Annotated in this window: 19 protein-coding genes; 2 read left to right on the forward strand and 17 right to left on the reverse strand. The window is 67.6% G+C overall.

Going from position 1 to position 15,303, the window contains the following annotated elements; genetic code table 11:
* Window positions 1–10: 10 nt before the first annotated feature.
* From L2U69_RS18075 to L2U69_RS18125, 11 genes are all read right to left on the reverse strand, one after another.
* Window positions 11–448 carry a hypothetical protein gene (locus L2U69_RS18075; protein WP_206553511.1) on the reverse strand — a complete coding sequence of 146 codons (438 nt, stop codon included), beginning with the start codon at window positions 446–448 and terminating at the stop codon, window positions 11–13.
* 10 nt (window positions 449–458) lie between these two features.
* Window positions 459–1,730 carry a phage tail tube protein gene (locus L2U69_RS18080; protein WP_236108535.1) on the reverse strand — a complete coding sequence of 424 codons (1,272 nt, stop codon included), beginning with the start codon at window positions 1,728–1,730 and terminating at the stop codon, window positions 459–461.
* Window positions 1,731–1,770: 40 nt separating this feature from the next.
* A complete protein-coding gene (locus tag L2U69_RS18085; RefSeq protein WP_206553509.1) occupies window positions 1,771–2,202 on the reverse strand; it encodes a hypothetical protein in 432 nt (143 codons plus the stop codon).
* Window positions 2,202–2,861, reverse strand: a complete 660-nt coding sequence (locus L2U69_RS18090; protein ID WP_206553508.1) for a DUF6441 family protein — start codon at window positions 2,859–2,861, stop codon at window positions 2,202–2,204. The genes L2U69_RS18085 and L2U69_RS18090 overlap by 1 nt, the downstream gene beginning before the upstream one ends.
* Entirely contained in the window at window positions 2,858–3,169 is a 312-nt protein-coding gene (locus tag L2U69_RS18095; protein ID WP_236108536.1) for a head-tail joining protein, read from the reverse strand. The genes L2U69_RS18090 and L2U69_RS18095 overlap by 4 nt, the downstream gene beginning before the upstream one ends.
* A complete protein-coding gene (locus L2U69_RS18100; RefSeq protein ID WP_206553506.1) occupies window positions 3,169–3,504 on the reverse strand; it encodes a DUF2190 family protein in 336 nt (111 codons plus the stop codon). The genes L2U69_RS18095 and L2U69_RS18100 overlap by 1 nt, the downstream gene beginning before the upstream one ends.
* A gap of 74 nt (window positions 3,505–3,578) precedes the next feature.
* On the reverse strand, window positions 3,579–5,618 hold the full coding sequence (locus tag L2U69_RS18105; protein ID WP_236108537.1) for a prohead protease/major capsid protein fusion protein: 2,040 nt from the start codon (window positions 5,616–5,618) through the stop codon (window positions 3,579–3,581).
* A 4-nt stretch (window positions 5,619–5,622) separates the two neighbouring features.
* A complete protein-coding gene (locus L2U69_RS18110) occupies window positions 5,623–7,143 on the reverse strand; it encodes a phage portal protein (RefSeq protein WP_236108538.1) in 1,521 nt (506 codons plus the stop codon).
* Window positions 7,143–7,352, reverse strand: a complete 210-nt coding sequence (locus L2U69_RS18115; protein ID WP_236108539.1) for a phage head-tail joining protein — start codon at window positions 7,350–7,352, stop codon at window positions 7,143–7,145. The genes L2U69_RS18110 and L2U69_RS18115 overlap by 1 nt, the downstream gene beginning before the upstream one ends.
* A gap of 1 nt (window position 7,353) precedes the next feature.
* Window positions 7,354–9,357, reverse strand: a complete 2,004-nt coding sequence (locus tag L2U69_RS18120; protein ID WP_236108540.1) for a phage terminase large subunit family protein — start codon at window positions 9,355–9,357, stop codon at window positions 7,354–7,356.
* Complete coding sequence (locus L2U69_RS18125) at window positions 9,305–9,865, reverse strand: elements of external origin (protein ID WP_236108541.1); 561 nt, start codon at window positions 9,863–9,865, stop codon at window positions 9,305–9,307. The genes L2U69_RS18120 and L2U69_RS18125 overlap by 53 nt, the downstream gene beginning before the upstream one ends.
* Window positions 9,866–9,979: 114 nt before the next feature.
* Between L2U69_RS18125 and L2U69_RS18130 the strand changes: the two genes are divergently transcribed.
* Together L2U69_RS18130 and L2U69_RS18135 are read left to right on the forward strand one after the other, a co-directional pair.
* Window positions 9,980–10,204, forward strand: a complete 225-nt coding sequence (locus L2U69_RS18130; RefSeq protein WP_236108542.1) for a hypothetical protein — start codon at window positions 9,980–9,982, stop codon at window positions 10,202–10,204.
* Between the two features lie 98 nt (window positions 10,205–10,302).
* Window positions 10,303–10,848 (forward strand): DUF3489 domain-containing protein, encoded by a 546-nt coding sequence (locus L2U69_RS18135; RefSeq protein ID WP_236108543.1) that lies wholly within the window; start codon window positions 10,303–10,305, stop codon window positions 10,846–10,848.
* 52 nt (window positions 10,849–10,900) lie between these two features.
* On the opposite strand, the gene L2U69_RS18140 is transcribed toward L2U69_RS18135, so the two are convergent.
* From L2U69_RS18140 to L2U69_RS18165, 6 genes are all read right to left on the reverse strand, one after another.
* On the reverse strand, window positions 10,901–11,125 hold the full coding sequence (locus L2U69_RS18140) for a DUF7220 family protein (RefSeq protein ID WP_236108544.1): 225 nt from the start codon (window positions 11,123–11,125) through the stop codon (window positions 10,901–10,903).
* 9 nt (window positions 11,126–11,134) lie between these two features.
* On the reverse strand, window positions 11,135–12,316 hold the full coding sequence (locus L2U69_RS18145) for a DNA cytosine methyltransferase (RefSeq protein WP_236108545.1): 1,182 nt from the start codon (window positions 12,314–12,316) through the stop codon (window positions 11,135–11,137).
* Between the two features lies 1 nt (window position 12,317).
* Entirely contained in the window at window positions 12,318–13,685 is a 1,368-nt protein-coding gene (locus L2U69_RS18150; RefSeq protein WP_236108546.1) for a site-specific DNA-methyltransferase, read from the reverse strand.
* Window positions 13,686–14,057: 372 nt separating this feature from the next.
* Entirely contained in the window at window positions 14,058–14,492 is a 435-nt protein-coding gene (locus L2U69_RS18155; RefSeq protein WP_206553499.1) for a DUF6362 family protein, read from the reverse strand.
* On the reverse strand, window positions 14,489–14,686 hold the full coding sequence (locus L2U69_RS18160; RefSeq protein WP_236108547.1) for a hypothetical protein: 198 nt from the start codon (window positions 14,684–14,686) through the stop codon (window positions 14,489–14,491). Before L2U69_RS18160 ends, L2U69_RS18155 begins: the two co-directional genes overlap by 4 nt.
* On the reverse strand, window positions 14,683–15,216 hold the full coding sequence (locus L2U69_RS18165; RefSeq protein ID WP_236108548.1) for a crossover junction endodeoxyribonuclease RuvC: 534 nt from the start codon (window positions 15,214–15,216) through the stop codon (window positions 14,683–14,685). Before L2U69_RS18165 ends, L2U69_RS18160 begins: the two co-directional genes overlap by 4 nt.
* Window positions 15,217–15,303: the final 87 nt, after the last annotated feature.

The raw sequence follows: 15,303 nt of genomic DNA on the forward strand, positions 1-15,303 counted from the left end.
TGCGGACGGTTCAGGACGACGGGACATTCGCCGCAAGTGCCGCGGCAGGATCGGCAATACTGGGCGCCCCCGCTGAAATGCCATTCGGCGAGGGCGCGGAGCCGTTTTTTTCCGCTTCCAGCAACAAGCCCTTCGATACGTAGCGGAGCTGGAAGGCCTCGAAGATCGGCAGGATGTCCAGCAGCGCGTCGATGCCTTCCGGTGTGACGGGCACCGGATTACCTTCGGCGTCGCCCACCCCTTCCCATTCCAAGACGACCAGCCGCGCCAGGGCCTTGGCCATGGTGACCGCGATGGTCTCGTTCGACGCGCCTTCGGGCAAGGCAGCCACCGCCGGATCACTGCGGGCGGCGGCCATGAGCGAGGTGGTCAGGGGAGCGACGCGCACGCGCACGTCATGTCCGAGGTCGAGCCAGATCGGCTCGCGCGACAGGTTCAGGCGGATCATGGGATTGGCCTCAGGTATAGCTCGTGACGTCGTTCAGGAGGTGGGCGCGCAGCATCGTGCCTTCGCTGTCATCGTAGGCGGCGCGCCAGTCGAAGCTCGCCTCGACCCCGCCGGGGCCGGAGACGGCATATTTGGGTTTGGGCAGGAAGACGCGCGGCAGCTCGAAGCGAAGCGCGTAGCCTTCCGGGAAGGTGAACCCGTATTCGAGCGCGACGGGATCGCCATTGGCGGCCTCAGCCACGAGGGTCGCGCCATCGAAGCGGACCGACATCGATCCCTCCGCCGAGGCAAAGGTCGGATCGGCCGCCTCGATCTTGCCGTCCTCGCGGATGACCCGGACGCGTTCGAGATTGTTGGAGAAAGTCAGACTGCCGCCAGTGACGCCTGCGAGCGCCGCACCGCCGCGTCGGATGAAGCCGCGCCCCTGGCTGAAGCGGCGGAGCGCGTAGGCCGTCGGATTGGCGTCGACCGTCGCCGAGAAGCGTTCCTCGCCTTGGGCCACGAGCTGGAGACGGGCATTTGCCGGTCCCTCCTGACCCATCTCGAAGTTCAGGCTCTCCATCACAGTGCCGAGGTGACGGAAGAACACCGGCGTCGTGAGCTTCGGATGGCCGACCTCGATCGTGTAGCTCGGGATGTCGTCGGCGCCGCTCTCCCAGACATGGGCATAGCCACCGCCGGTCAGCGTGGGACCCGAGACGGCGCCAGCGGATACAGCAAGAGTGAAGCTGTTGCCGGTCGGGCCTGCCGCGTCGAACACGATCACGAGCGTCTGCGTGCTAGTCGGGCGCGAATACGTGCATTTGGCGATTTCGGGGTCGGCCGATGCGTTGAGGTCGCTGACCAGCTGATCAACGGTCTGTGTGGCCGTTCCCTGGATCTGCGTCTCCTCTGCGCCCGCCGTACCGGAGACGAACGTCCAGACCGTACCGTTCAAGGTGATCGTGTCGCCCGCCGTGGGATTGACGGCGAAGACGATCGAGCCGCTGGCGCTCGTGGGCGTGGTCACCGGGTTTCCGAACAGGCCCGTCAGCCAGAAGCCCGTTCCACGCAGGTCGAGCGGGATGTCGAGCTGGCCCTCGTCGGTGATGAGGCCGCGATAGGGATCTTGCGCGTTGCGCCCGCGTCCGAGCAGCGGGTCGTCCCCGAGCGGCTGGGCCGAGGAGAGATCGGTCGATTTGAAATCGAGGCTCTGATAGCCGGTGAGCGGCGCGACCCCGTAGCTTGCCTCCCGGCACGCCTTGAGGGTGGCGTCCGCGCCATATGCGCGCGCCTTGGGCATGGATGACTCCCGTCTTGTCCGTGATTGGGTCGTGGTTGGGTCAGGCGGTGAGCGGATCGCTCACCAGGTATTCGATCGTGACGATGATCCGGGCGGTCAGCATCGGCGGCGCTCCTTCGAGAGCGAGCGCACCCGTTTCCGGGGCTGACGGCGTCAGGCTCTCGGCGAGGCCGCCGAGCGTCTCATCGACACGCAGGGCGGCCCCGATCGCACCAAGCAGCTGATCGAGCGCTGCTTCGCCGCCGCCGCTTGGATCTCGCGGCACATAGATTTCGAGCTCGACCCGGTGCGCGTAGAACTCGGTGCGGGGATTGAGGGTGATGTCGGGTTCGCCGGGTTCGCCATCGCGCAGGATGACGAGACCGGCAGCGGGCACCTTCTCGGGCAGCACCTCGTTGCGCCGCACCGGCGCCGCCAACTGCCCCGCGAGAACAGCCGCGAGTGCGGCGAGGATCTGTTCACGTCGAGACATCAGCGGCTCCCATCCCCATCAGAAATCCAGTTGCGCACGACCAGGCTGGGTAGCCGGCTCACCCAGCGCTCGGCAGCGCCGGCCACTTCGAGGCGCTTCCGGACCGTGACCTGCGGAACCAGGATGAACATCGGCACGGTCACCAGTCCTCGGCCCGTCCGGAGTGCGGAAGCGCTCGCGCGAGAGAAGCCACCACGCTTGCCTGTCCGGGCACGCATCCCGTCGGCCACGAGGAGAGAGGGACCGCGGCGTCGATAGACGAAGCGCAGCCGTTGCCCGGTCCGTCGCTCCCATCCACCCGGCGTGATCTTCCGGCCGCCATCCCCGTATCGGCCAGCGGCCGCCGTCGGGATCGCGAGGAAGAAGCCGCTTTTCGAGCGAATGGTCGCGCCTTCTTCATAGATGCGGATGATGCTTGGCGCCTTGGACCAGACGAGACCCGCCGCCCGGATGCTGTCTTCGCCCTTGGGGTAGACTTGTCCGCGCCAGGTGCGCGCCAGTCTCGGACCCAACCCCGCCGAGGTGACCTGCGTCCGAAGATCAGTCTTCAGGCCTTCGGTGGCCTGTGAGATCCCGGCCGTGACGGCCTTCTCGGCGGCCTTGATCTCGTCGCTCATCAGCTTGCCGAGGTCGCCGATCGTGCTGACCGAGAACCTCATGCCTCGCGCAGCTCCGCCGTCCAGATCAGTCGCTCGGCGCCCCGGCGCGGTTCCCCCTGGACGACATAGGAGACACCGTCGAACTGGAACCCGTCGCTTTCGGCGAGACTCGGCGCATCGGCGACGCGAATGTCGAGCAGCGTCGTAGCGGCATGCAACCGAGTCTCGCCGAATTCGAAGACCTGGTCGGGCCGACGCAAGACGACCCGGACGGAGACGGCACTGCCGCCCTTTGGCGTGTAGGTCGCGTCCCGCGCCATGTTTGGGTCGGCAAACAGCGACTGGAACGCAGCGGCGAGGGCCGACATCAGAAGCTGCCATTCAGGCGAACCCGCCCGATGACGTCACCGGCACCACCGGCGACCGCTTCGGTCGCGATGCCGATCAGCGTATTGGCGGTGGCGGTTTTCGTCGCCTCCTTGTTGGTGTTGTCCCAGTAGACCTTGTCGCCCGCGGCCCACGCCTGCGAGGCGACCTTCTTCAGGTCGAAGACGCCGACGAGCGCGGCTTCGACGGTCTCGCCGAGGGCCACGCTGCCCGTCGCCACGCCGAAGATGGAGCCGACGAGCAGGCCGTCGCCGGAGGCGACCGCATAGGGCGCGGTCAGGGAGATGGTGTTGCCGGGCTGGACGTAGTTCTTCATGGGCTTGATCCTCTTGGAAAGACGAAGGGCGGCCCGTCAGGACCGCCCGCATGTCAGGATTCAGGATGGGTGCGTTACGCGCCCGGGTTCTTGTAGAGGCCGCGCCAGTCGATGGCCTTGGCGCCGAAGTCGAGGCGGCACTTGATCTCAACCCCGTCGACATCGAAGCCATTGCGCGTCTCGATGTAGGCGCCCTGTTGGCCTTCGAGATAGGCGTACTCGATCGTGTCTATCTGGTTGGGGCTGGCGGCCAGATACCAGGCGGTCTCGCTGGCGGCGTCGAGGCGCGGCTCGCTGATCGGCGCGAGCGTGCGGATCGACTGCGGCACCACGTTGCCGCTCGACGCGGGCACGAGGTTCTGCGCGACCAGCTGCTCGGCCTTCAGCTCCAGAGATGCCGGCACGATCAGGAAGGCGGGGCGGATGTTGAGCACCGTCTTCTTGTCGAGACCTGTCTGCTTGGCCATGGCGGCGCGGGCTGCACCCACGCTGGTGACGTCGAGCGCCGCGCCGGTGCCCGCGAGGTTCTTATGGGTGGTGTGGAACAGCGCATTGCCATCGGCCATGGCCGGGTTCGAGGTGATGATGCCCCAGACCACGTCCGACTCCAGCTGGGCGATGGAGTTGCCGTACATCGCCGGGATGCGGGTGAAGGCGTCCAGATCGTCGTTGATCAGCACCTGCCGGGTGATGGCGACGACCCGGCCGTAGGTCTTCACGCGGTAGCTTTCCTTGCTCTCGCCGAGCGTTCCGCGCTTGAACTCGCCGCTCTCGCCCACTTCCAGGAGCTGCGGCGCCTCGCCTAGCTGCACCCGATGCATCGCCTTGAAGTCGGTCGCCAGAACCTGACGGCAGAAGAGTGCGAAGGTCCGCGGATAGGCCTCGTAGGCCTGGCGCAGGGTCTTGTTGGTGACGGCCGCGAGGATTTCGGGGAAGTCCGAGGTCGAATGCAGCGCGCGCGTCGCGACCTCGTCACGCGAGAGGCCGCGCGTGTTCACCCCGGCATTGCCGAGGCTTTCGCGGGCGAGTTCCAGCAGCGTCATGCCGCGATACTGACGCGCGGCGTCCTCAAGCGGGAACAGCGTCGGGCTGTACCGGTGCAGCAGCGCATTGGCCACTGCATCGCGGCGGGTGATGCGCTCATCCCGGCCACCGAGCGGGACGGAGACTTGGCCGAAGGTCCGCGTCTCCTCCGACTTCGCTGCGACCTGATCGAGGATCAGGCGACGCGCCTCGTCGAGACCGGTGCCGCGCTTGACCAGATCCTCGGCGAAGCCGCGCTCGAGGTTCAGCCGACCGGCCAGATCGTAGATGGTCGAGACACGCTCACGTTCGGCTTCGCGGGCGCGGTTCGCCACAGCCTCGGGATCCGTGGCTTCGGGCTTGGCGGTCTTCGGACGCGCGCGGGTCTGCGTGTCGGCCGCGCTCAGGGGCGTGTCGGTCATGGTGGTTTCCTCGGTCGCTGCCGTTTCGCTCGTCTGGTCGGCCACGACTTCTTCAGTCGGGGCCGGGGTCTGGGTCTTCTCCGTCATCGGGGATGCTCCTTGCGGGTTTGAGGGCGCGTCCCGGCGGTGAAGGACGCAGGTTTCAAGCGGGCTCTGGCTGCGGAAGCCCGCGGCGGGGTCGGCCCCGACCGGGACCGCTGAAATCTCGAAGGGGGTCCAGTCCACCGCCCGCCAGAGCTCCCGGCCGCCGTCGGGCTTGGAGATGTCGAAGCGATGGACCTGGTAGCCGATGGAGACCGCGCGGATGTGCCCGGCCTGGATGTCGCGCCAGATCGGCTCGACATCGGCGCGCTCGCTGATGCGGACCTGCGCGATGCCGCGGCCGTTCTCGATCCGCGCCGAGCCGGGCACCACCGAGCCAATGACGGCGTCGAGCGTGTCGATCTCATGCACCTTCAGGAACGGCGCGCCCGCATTCAGCCGGTCGAGGCGCACATGGGCAGGGTCGAGGCTCAGCTCCTCGTCATAGGGCTCGCCAAAGAAGCTCGCCCGCCGGACGCGCGCGCCTGCCGACCAGATCACCTCGACGGTGCGTGCGTCGGCATCGACGGTGTTCGGCGCAAGCTCCGCCGACCGGCGAAGCGCCGGCAGTTCGATCATCGTGTCCATGAAGTCAGTCCTGTTGGGCGGTGTCCGGCTGCCCCGGGTCGGGTTCCGGATCGGTTGCCGGGTCGCTCGCTTGCGCGCTGCCGGTCTTGGTTACGCGGCGGGGGTCGCAGTCGAGCACAAGCCCGAGAGCGTCGAGCTTGGCGTTGGTCGCCGCGATCTCCGCCAGCACCGCGTCAGGATTGCGGCCCTGCCGGGCGATCACCTCGGCCAGTGTCATCGTTCCCGAGCGGATCGCCAGAAGGTTCGCCATCGCATCCTTCTGTGGATCGACCGCCTCGAACTTCGGCGGCGACCATTCGACCGGGACGTCCGGCGTCGGGATCTGTCCCGCGGCCCATGCGGCCTCGGTGAACCAGCGCCAGACCGGGGTGCAGAGCATCGGAATGAAGAGCTGCCACTGGACAGCGTCGATCATCCGGCGGAACTCGACGAGCCCCGCCCGGATGGAGGAGTAGTTCACCTGGCTAAGATCGCCGGTGAGTAGCTCGTAGGGCACCCGGAACCCGGCCGAAATGGTATGCAGGCTTGCGCGCTTGTACTCGCCATAGCCGCCCGTCGCGGCTGGCTGGTTGAAGCGGATGTCCTTGCCGCCGCGGGCATACGCGATCAGTCCTGGTTCGAACTGCTCGACCCGGTTGCCGTCGACGTCGACCACCGCCGGAGCGATGCCCTGCTGCGCCTCGTCGTCGCCGAAGACGATGGCGGTGACGCAAGCCTCGGTCTTCTTGCGGACGATCTCGGCCACCTCGTAATCGTCGAGATCACGAAGGGCGCGGATGACCGGCGCGCCCCACGGGACGCCGCGCGCCTGGGTGCGCTGCTTCTCATAGACATGCGCGATCTCGCTTGCCGGGACCGGGCGGCTCTGCAGGCCGTTTTGCAGGGCGCCATAGGCGTCGCCCGGATGCTCGGCGTGGAGCCAGTAGGCCCGGCGCCTACCGAGCGGATCGAACTCGATCCCTTGCACCAGCCGACCGGCGCCAAGCGCGCCGGATTTGGTGGCGTCGAGGAAGTCGGACTCCAGCACCTGCAATTGCAGCGGGACGGCAAGGCCGTCCACGGCCCGACGCAGGCGACGGCGCACCAACACTTCGCCGGCCTCGACCATCTCACGGCAGATCAGCGTCTGAAGCCCGTAGAAGTCGAGCTGGCCATCGGCGTCGCACTCCGCCGTCCAGCGCTCGAACAGCGCGTCGACGCGGCGGTCCAGCGCCTCGTCCCCGCTGGCGGCACGCGGCATGATGCCCGCGCCGATGATGTTGTTTACCAGCACCGCCACGGCCTTGGCTGCATGCGGATTGTTGCGGACGAGATCGCGCATCCTGTCGCGCAAGAGCGCCCCGGCCACGCCGATCTCGGTGTCAGCCGAGGATCCCGGGGCACGCCAGCCCTCCGTGCGGCGACCACGCGCGGCACCTTCGTAGCCGCGTGCGAGCGTCTCGAAGGCCTGTCGCGCCAGGACCCGCCGCGCGGCGGCCCGAGGTGCGACCGAGGCGATGGCGCGGTCGAACCAGTTCACCGTCATCAGCGATCCCCGCGCGAGAAGCCCGCGAGTCCGGCGACCGGAAGCGGCCGCCCCACGCTCGCAATCGCGCGTTCGATGGTCCGGATGCGGGCGAGAAGATCCTGCGCCGAGCCGTAGTCCACGGACTTGCCGTCATAGCTGACGCGGGTCGTGCCGCTGGAATAGGCCCGGCGCAGTGCCGAGAGCTCGGCTTCGGTCCAGTGGGTCATCTCAGAACCATCCTTCCCGCCGCCCGATCCAGTCGGAACGGCGCTTGCCTTGGGGTACCTGTCCCGGCCTGTGGATCTGCCCGGCGGGATCGCTGTCGGTAGGGGCCGCCCCGAGTTGGTCTTCGAGGTCACGCCATTTTTCTTCGGGCCAGCGATCGGCGCCTGCGATCCAGGCGGCCGCGCGGGCGTAGACCCGGCAATCGAGCGCCTCGTTGCGCTCGCGCAGCTTCTGCCATTCGAGCTTCGCGAAGCCGCGCTTCGTGCGCACCGTGACCAGCTGTTCGGCCACGACCTGCTTCAGCCACTCGCTCTCGACCCATGTCGGCAGGTGGATCGTGCCGGGCGGGAACGCCGCGCCCTCGTCACGTTCCTCGGCCGTCGGGCGCTCCAGCCGCAGGAAGCGGTAGGTTTCGGCCTTGAAGGTCGAGACCGCCACCGTCCAGAGCCGGGCGCCGCGGCGCAGGCGCTTCCCGCCCTCGGTCGCATCGACGAAGGTGGGGCCGGAGACCGGACTGGAGCGATTGAAGCCTTCGAGACCCTTGACTGGTGCGACCTGCGCAAAGCCGACTTTGCGCGACCAGCCGTAGACAGCCGGGGCTTCGTAGCCCGTGTCGATCGCGAGCCGCGCGATCCGAAGGTGCGCGCCGTTTTCGTGCGGCCATGACCGGTCCAGGAGTGCCGTCAACTGGTCCCAAGCGTCATGCCGATCCGGCCCGCCCTCGATCACGACGTGATCGACGAGCCAGCTCTCAAGCCCTCGGCCCCAGGCCCAGACATCGACCTCGATCCGGTCCTTCTGGACATCCGCGCCCGCCGTCAGGAACAGCCCGCCTGCGGGAACCGTGCCTGGCCGCCACGCTTCTCGTCGATCGTAGAGCCGCTGCCAGTCCGGCGCCTCGCCGGTTTCGACCCATGTCTCGCCGAGAATGGTGTTGCGGAACGCCTTGATCGCCTCGTCGGCGCCTTGCGCCGCCGCCCAGCTGCGCGCGATCCGTGACCAGCTGAGCCAGCCGACAGGCGAATAGAGCGCCGAGAGGTGGTAGCCGACCGTGGTGGGATCAGCAGCGACGGCGGTCGCCCGCCATTCGCCGCCCTCCAGCATCGCCGTCTTGTGGTGTTCCGCGATGGGCTGATCACAGCCCTCGCAGTGATACTCCGCCGTCTCGGGGCAGCCTTTCTGCCAGCGCAGCCGATCGAACTTCAACCACTGCATCGCCCCGCAATGCGGGCACGGCACGAAGTAGCGCCGCTGGTCGGACGCCTCGAACTCGCGCTCGATGCGGCTGAGCCCCCGGATCGTCGGCGTCGAGACCAGAAACACCTTGCGCCGATGGGCAAAGGTCAGCGACCGCGCCTCGGCCAGGGTCACCGGGTCGCCTTCCTCGTCGGCCGAAGCCGGATAGGCATCGACCTCATCGAGGAAGATGTAGCGCGCCGGGGTCGAGCGCAGCCCGACCGCCGAGTTCGCGCCGGTCATGATCAGTATGCCGCCCGCGAATTCCTTGGACAGCATCGTGTTGCCAGCATCGCGGGATCGGGCCGGTTTGACCCGCTCCCGCAGCTCCGGGCTCTCGTCGATAAGCGGGTCGATCCGCTGGCGCGAGTTGCGCTTGGCCAGTTCCACGGTCGGCTGGACCGCGAGCATGGGGCCCGGCGCCTGGTGGATGGCGAAGCCGATCCAGTTGTTGCCGGCTTCCGTCGCCCCGACCTGCGCGGCCTTCATGAACACGATCCGTTGCGCAGCGTCGCCGGGCGACAGCCGGTCCATGATCTCCCGCATGTAGGGCGTTCGCATTGTGCGGTAGCGCCCCGGTTCGGCCGAAGCGCGGGACGCCAGCATCCGGTGCCGGTCCGCCCATTCCGAGACGGTGAGGTCGGGATCCGGCCGGATCCCGTTGCCCCAGGCGCGCAGGATCTCAGCTGCGCCTTCGAAATCCCTCAGGCCATATTCGTCACCGGAATTCGGGCCGGACCTCGGCGAGTTCGTCGAGGTGGGCGCGTACATGTTTCTCCAAGGCCTTCTGCATGGTGGCCGCCTCCACGCCAAGTTCGGCCGCCATCAGCGCCGCCGCGCGCGCCGGCCAGTTCACCCAGGCATCGCGCTCCTCGCGCGCCAGCCGGAACACGACCGCAACCGCCCGGGCGCGGTCGACGAGTTCTCCCTTGAGCTTCTGAAGCCGGATGCGCCGCTCCTGGGCCTTCAGCACCTCATTCGCGGTCTTGGCCTGCAGGAAGGTCGTGCCGCTGCCGACGGGTGGGGCGGCAAGCCCTTGTTCCCGCAGAGTGTCGCCAACGGCGGACACGGCCGCGTCGGGGACAGGCTTCAGCTTCGGCGCGGGCGGTTTCCGGGTCTTGGACGGGTCCGTCATCGCCGCCCGGCGTGTATCGCTCGCCTCTGCGTCGATGCTGCCATCCTCATGGAGGACCAGCCGTCCCGCCGCCTTCGCCTTCTGGATCGCGCCCCGCGAGAGACCGACGCGCGCGGCGTATTGGCGCTCGCTCAGCCCCTGCATGGCGTTCTCCGATTATTGTTCAGATTCAGGTTCTTATCGAGTTGATAAGCGGTTCGGACAGAGCGAACGTGGCTTTCAAGACCACGCTGCAACTCGCCACGAGGAGCCACAGAGATGACCCGCCGCGCCACCGACAACTCGAAGGCACTCGACGCCTTCATCGCCGCCAAGCTGGAGATCGACACCATGCTGGAACGCCTTAAGGCGCTCAGCGACGACCACTTCGAGACCAATCCCGACGAGATCAACTGGGGCCATGTCGGCACCCTGAGCCACTACCGCGACAAGCTGCGCGAGATCACCGACATGGCGTTCCGCGAGGGCGAACACGCCGGGTGAAATCCTGCGCCTGCCTGAACTCCGGCCGCGCCGTGCCGCGCGGCTTGGGGTCGTAGAAGGGCCGCGACGGTCGCGGTCCCGACCACGGAGACGACCCCATGACCAAGTTCACCGACACGCAAGCCGTAATTCTCAGCGCCGCCGCTCAGCGCGACAGCTACAATGTCCTGCCGCTTCCCGGTTCCCTGCGCGGAGGCGCCGCCACCAAGGTGGTGGAGACGATGATCGCAAAAGGCTTCATCGAGGAAGTCGATGCCGACGTCCGCAAGGGCGAGCTTGTCTGGCGCGAGACCGGGGACGGTCACGGCACCACGCTGGTGGCAACCGACGCAGGCCTCGCCGCCATTGGCATCAAGCCCGAGGGCACCAGCACCGCGCCTGAAAGCGCGCCGGACACCCACGCCGAGCAGACGGAAGCGCCCAAGGCGCGGATACCGCGAGAAGGCACCAAGCAGGCCGCGCTGATCGCCATGCTCCGCGCGCCGGATGGCGCCACCATCGCCGAGATTGTCGCGGCAACTGACTGGCAGCCGCACACGGTGCGCGGCGCAATGGCGGGCGCTCTCAAGAAAAAGCTCGGTCTCGAAGTGGCCTCCGAGAAGATTGAAGGCCGTGGGCGGGTTTACCGGCTTCCGTCGGCTTGAAGACACGACGTTTTCCAGACCCGATGCCGCCGCCCGATCCGGGCGGCGGTTTTCATCTGGCATGGCGCAATCTGATCTCCTCGAACAGCCGCCGCAGCGCGTAGGAACGTCCAATGCTGACCACCGTGAAGATGGCACCCATCATGAGGTTCTGCGCCAGCGTCGTGTACAGCCCGAAGATCGGGAAGATCAGGATCTGGGTCACCACCGCCACGCCATAGCCGACGATCACGTTCGCAAAGGCCTCGACCAGCGACATGAGGCGGGATTGCTTCATGCCTCTGCCTCATCCATCGCCCAGCAGTTCAGCCGCCAGAGTTCGCAGCGCATGCGCTGCAACCAGCGGGACCACGCCGTTGCCACAGAGCCGAAGCCGGTCCACCCGGTGGGCCAGCCCATCAGCGCCTCGACGAACAGCGGGTTCAAGGTCCGGGGCGATGGCGAGATATCGCGCCCAGCCATCGACGTCACCAGGACCTGGCGGCCAAGCAGGCCGTTCACCGGCGTGTTCGCGAGTGTCGTTGCTCCGTCCTTGTGATCCCGTGCCGTCGGCGTCATCCACATCCCCGCCGCATGGGTCAGGTCGGCACTCCTGCGGTTGCCAGCGCTCGGCTTGCAGCCGTCGCTCGCCATCGGCGTCGGCCAATCCCGCGCCATCCGGTCCAGACCCTTCTCGTCGCGCCTGTCGCCACCTCGACTGCGAAAACTGTCGGTCTGCGGTGTCGGCCAAAGTGCTGCCGTCGTCGCAAGGTTCATCCCATGCTGGCCCGCCGCCTGCGATGGCGTCGGTTTCGTCTGCCGGTTTTCGTTGGCGCTGGCGCGGGGCGTCGGCCAGAGCCGCAGCAGTTCCGTCCGGTTCCCGCCACTCGACCGGGTTCCAGAGCAAGCGCGCGGGGTCGGCCAGTTCATCCCCCTCGCGAATGGCGAGGATGAACAGACGCTCGCGCTTGTGGGGCGCGCCGACCTCCGCCGCCGTGAAGAGGCCTGCCGCAAGCTTGTAGCCCATGCCGACCAGTCCGCTGGCGACTTCGGGGAAGCCGAGGCGGAGATGATGGGCGACGTTCTCAAGGAAGACAAAGGGCGGCTCGACCTCGCCGATGATGCGGGCGACATGAGGCCAGAGGTGGCGTGGGTCGTCGGCACCCCGGCGCTTGCCCGCGACGGAGAACGGCTGGCACGGATAGCCCGCAGTGACGATGTCCACCGCGCCGCGCCACGGGCGGCCGTCGAAGGTGGCAACATCATCCCAGACAACAGCCTGATCCAGGGACGCGTCTTCCATCCGCGCCACGAGAGTGGCTGCGGCATAGGTTTCCCGTTCGACATGGCCCACAGCACGATATCCGGGGATGGCGATGGTGAGCCCGAGATCGAGCCCGCCCGCGCCGGAGCAGAGCGAGAGGCCGAACAGGCATGCGTCTCCGGCTCCGGAAGCGTCTCCAGAGGAAGGTAAAGCCAGGTCATGCATGTCACGCGGCGGTCTTGCGCTTGCGCGCGGTTTCAGGAGCGGTGCCCGTCTCTGGGGCGTCGGCCGGCGCTTCACCCAGCCGCTCGTCCTTCACCTCGGCGAAGGTTCGACCGTCGCCGTCGAGGATTGCATCGCGCCCAGTCTCCGCCTGCCAGCGCTCCACGGCGACATCGACATAGGCCGGGCTGATCTCCATTGCGAAGACACGCCGGCCGTTGGCCTCGCCCGCCATCATCTGCGAGCCGGAGCCAGAGAACGGCTCGTAGCAGAGCCCGCCACGGGCCACGTGCTGGCGCATCGGGATCCCGAACGCTTCGAGCGGTTTCGGCGTCGGGTGGTCGGGACGCTCATCCTTCGCGAAGCTGGGCATTTCCCAGGTCGAGGGCAGCGTCTCCTCGGCGACCTTCGGTGGGCGGTTCGGGCGGCGCCAGCCCATGAAACAGGGCTCATGTTTCCAAAGGTAATGGGACCGGGTCAGGACGCCGCGGTCCTTCACCCAGATGATCTGCTGATGGACGAAGGCGCCAGCCTTCTCCCAGCATGCTTCCAGCATCGCCTGGCGGCGGGACGCGTGCCAGCAATACCACGCGGCGTTCTCGGTGATTGCTTCGGCCACGGCCGCAGCGATGAAGCCATCGTAGAGCTCCGCGCCCTGCGAGCTGTCGTCCCATGTGGTGCCATAGGACGCCGACCAGTCCTTGTTGCGGGTCGGGTGGTTCGAGCCATCGTAATCGACGAGGTATGGCGGGTCGGTCGCGAACAGCACGGCGCGCTCGCCGTTCATCAGACGGCGTACATCCTGATGGTTCGTGCTGTCGCCGCAGAGCAGCCGGTGATCGCCGAGGATCCATAGATCGCCCTTGCGCGAGGCCGGATTGCGCGGCGGCTCGGGGATGGTCACGGGCGGAACCGAGCCGCCAGCCCCGCCGTCTTCATCGTCTCCGTCCGGATCGAGCGCGAGGAGCTTGTCGAGTTCGCCGTCGGAGAATCCAACCAGCGACAGATCGAAGTCCTCGGCCAGCAGTCCCTGCAGCTCGGCGGACAGCAACGCCTCGTCCCAGCTTCCGAGTTCCGTCAGCTTGTTGTCCGCGATGCGGTAGGCCCGGCGCTGCGCCTCGGTCAGATGACCGAGCACGATCACCGGCGCCTCCGTCAGCCCGAGCTGCGTGGCAGCCAGAACGCGGCCGTGGCCCGCGATCAGCTCCCCGTCCTCGGCCACGAGGCAGGGCACGGTCCAGCCGAACTCGGCCATGCTGGCGGCGATCTTGGCGACCTGGTCCGCTCCGTGCACCTTCGCGTTCCTGGCGTAGGGCTGGAGGCGCGAAAGCGGCCAGGTCTCGATCCGCTCGGGGGCGAAGCTCAGCGTCATGGGTCGGATGGGTCCGTGGATCTAAGTGGACACCTGTGGTCCTGGACTCCGGAGGCCGCGCTGGACTCCGTGCGGGGTCCAGCGGGCGCGACGGGCGTCCGACCATAAGGCGCGTGTTCGTTGTTGGTTTCTCGGGATTGGCGTGGATCCGGATACCGGGTGGCTTCCCAAAAATCCGGCCCTGTCGCTGGCGATCCATCGCGCCTCGCCCGCCAGCATACGATTTCCGCCAGGAAGGACCCGTGAACTCGTCTGGAAGCGGGACCAAGGCCGCGACGCGCGCGCCTCTCCCGAGGATAGTCAAAAACCTAGTCCGATCCGCCGTTTATGTCCGTTCGAAAACTGTCCGGCGGACACCTTCCTCGTCACCGCTCACCGCTGCGACGCGCCAGCCAGCTCAATCACTTTGCGCTTCGACAGGGTGCGGTTGAGCCGCCGACCGTTAAGCCGGAATGCGATCACGCAGAGCGCATAGAGCCAGTGCTCGTGCGCCGCCGACCGCTGCAATCCGACGGTCCAGCAGATGGTTTTCCATCGCTCGCCGTAGGCGCGCAGCCAGACGATCTTGCCGTCGATCGGATCGAGCCCCACCGTCCAGCTGAGCGTCTCCTCCATCCGGCTGATCGCGGCGGGTGACGGGATGACGCGCATCGGCTTTGGCTCCTGTCCGACCTTGTCGGCGAAGCTATGGATGACCTCCGGCCAGACGCTGAAATATCCCTGCCGCCGGGGTTCGGGCAGGCGCTTGAGCACGAAGGCCGCTTCCGCGAGACGTTCCTCGACGAGGCTCGGTGTCCACTGGGTCATCGACGTGCCTCCTTCGCCTGATCGCGGTCGCCATAGAGCTTCTCGCCGAGTTGCCGGACGAGCTCACGCTCGGGCCAGGTCAGCCGGTCGTCATCGAGAGATACCGCGAGGACACGCTGCTCGCGCCAGCCATCGCGCTTGATTTGATCGGGGGTGCGGCGCTGGCCGCCATATCCGCGTGGCGTCCACCTCACAGCACACCTCCCCGGGTCTCCAGCGCCCAGAGCAGGATCGCGATCGCGTCAGCCTCGTTGTCGTCGGCGGGTTGGAACCCGCGCTGGCGCATCGCGGCGAGCACGGCTTCCTTGCCGGCGTTGCCCTTGCCCGTGGCGAAGCGTTTGATGGTGCCGACAGGAACGCCCTGATAGGCGACGCCCTCACGCTCGCACCAGGCGGTCAACGTCGCCAGGAAACCGCCGTAGAGGTGGGCGGCATCAGTGCCGACATGTCGCCGGACCTCCTCGAAGTAGACCGAGGCCAGGCCGCCACAGTCGTTCGCCAACTGGCCAAGCCAGTGCTGGAAACGCAGGTACCGCATGCCACCGCCGTCGAAGCGGCCGGAGCGGAAGCTGGCGGTTCCGCTGTGCACGATCCCGCCCGCCAGGCCCGCCCAGCCCGTGGTGGTGCCGAGATCCAAGGCGAGAATGGCGCCGCCCGCGGATGTCGAGATGACCGGGGCCGGATGGGGCGCGCTCTTAGGGAGGGGTGACGGGCACTGGCTCATGGTGGTGGGTCCTTCTCGTCTGATGTCGGTGAGGGGATGGACGGCACGGCGACCGCGCGCGCGAAGCCCCTGGGGGTGGGAGTGGGA

This window comes from Zavarzinia marina, from assembly GCF_021568905.1.
Classification (GTDB): domain Bacteria; phylum Pseudomonadota; class Alphaproteobacteria; order Zavarziniales; family Zavarziniaceae; genus Zavarzinia; species Zavarzinia marina.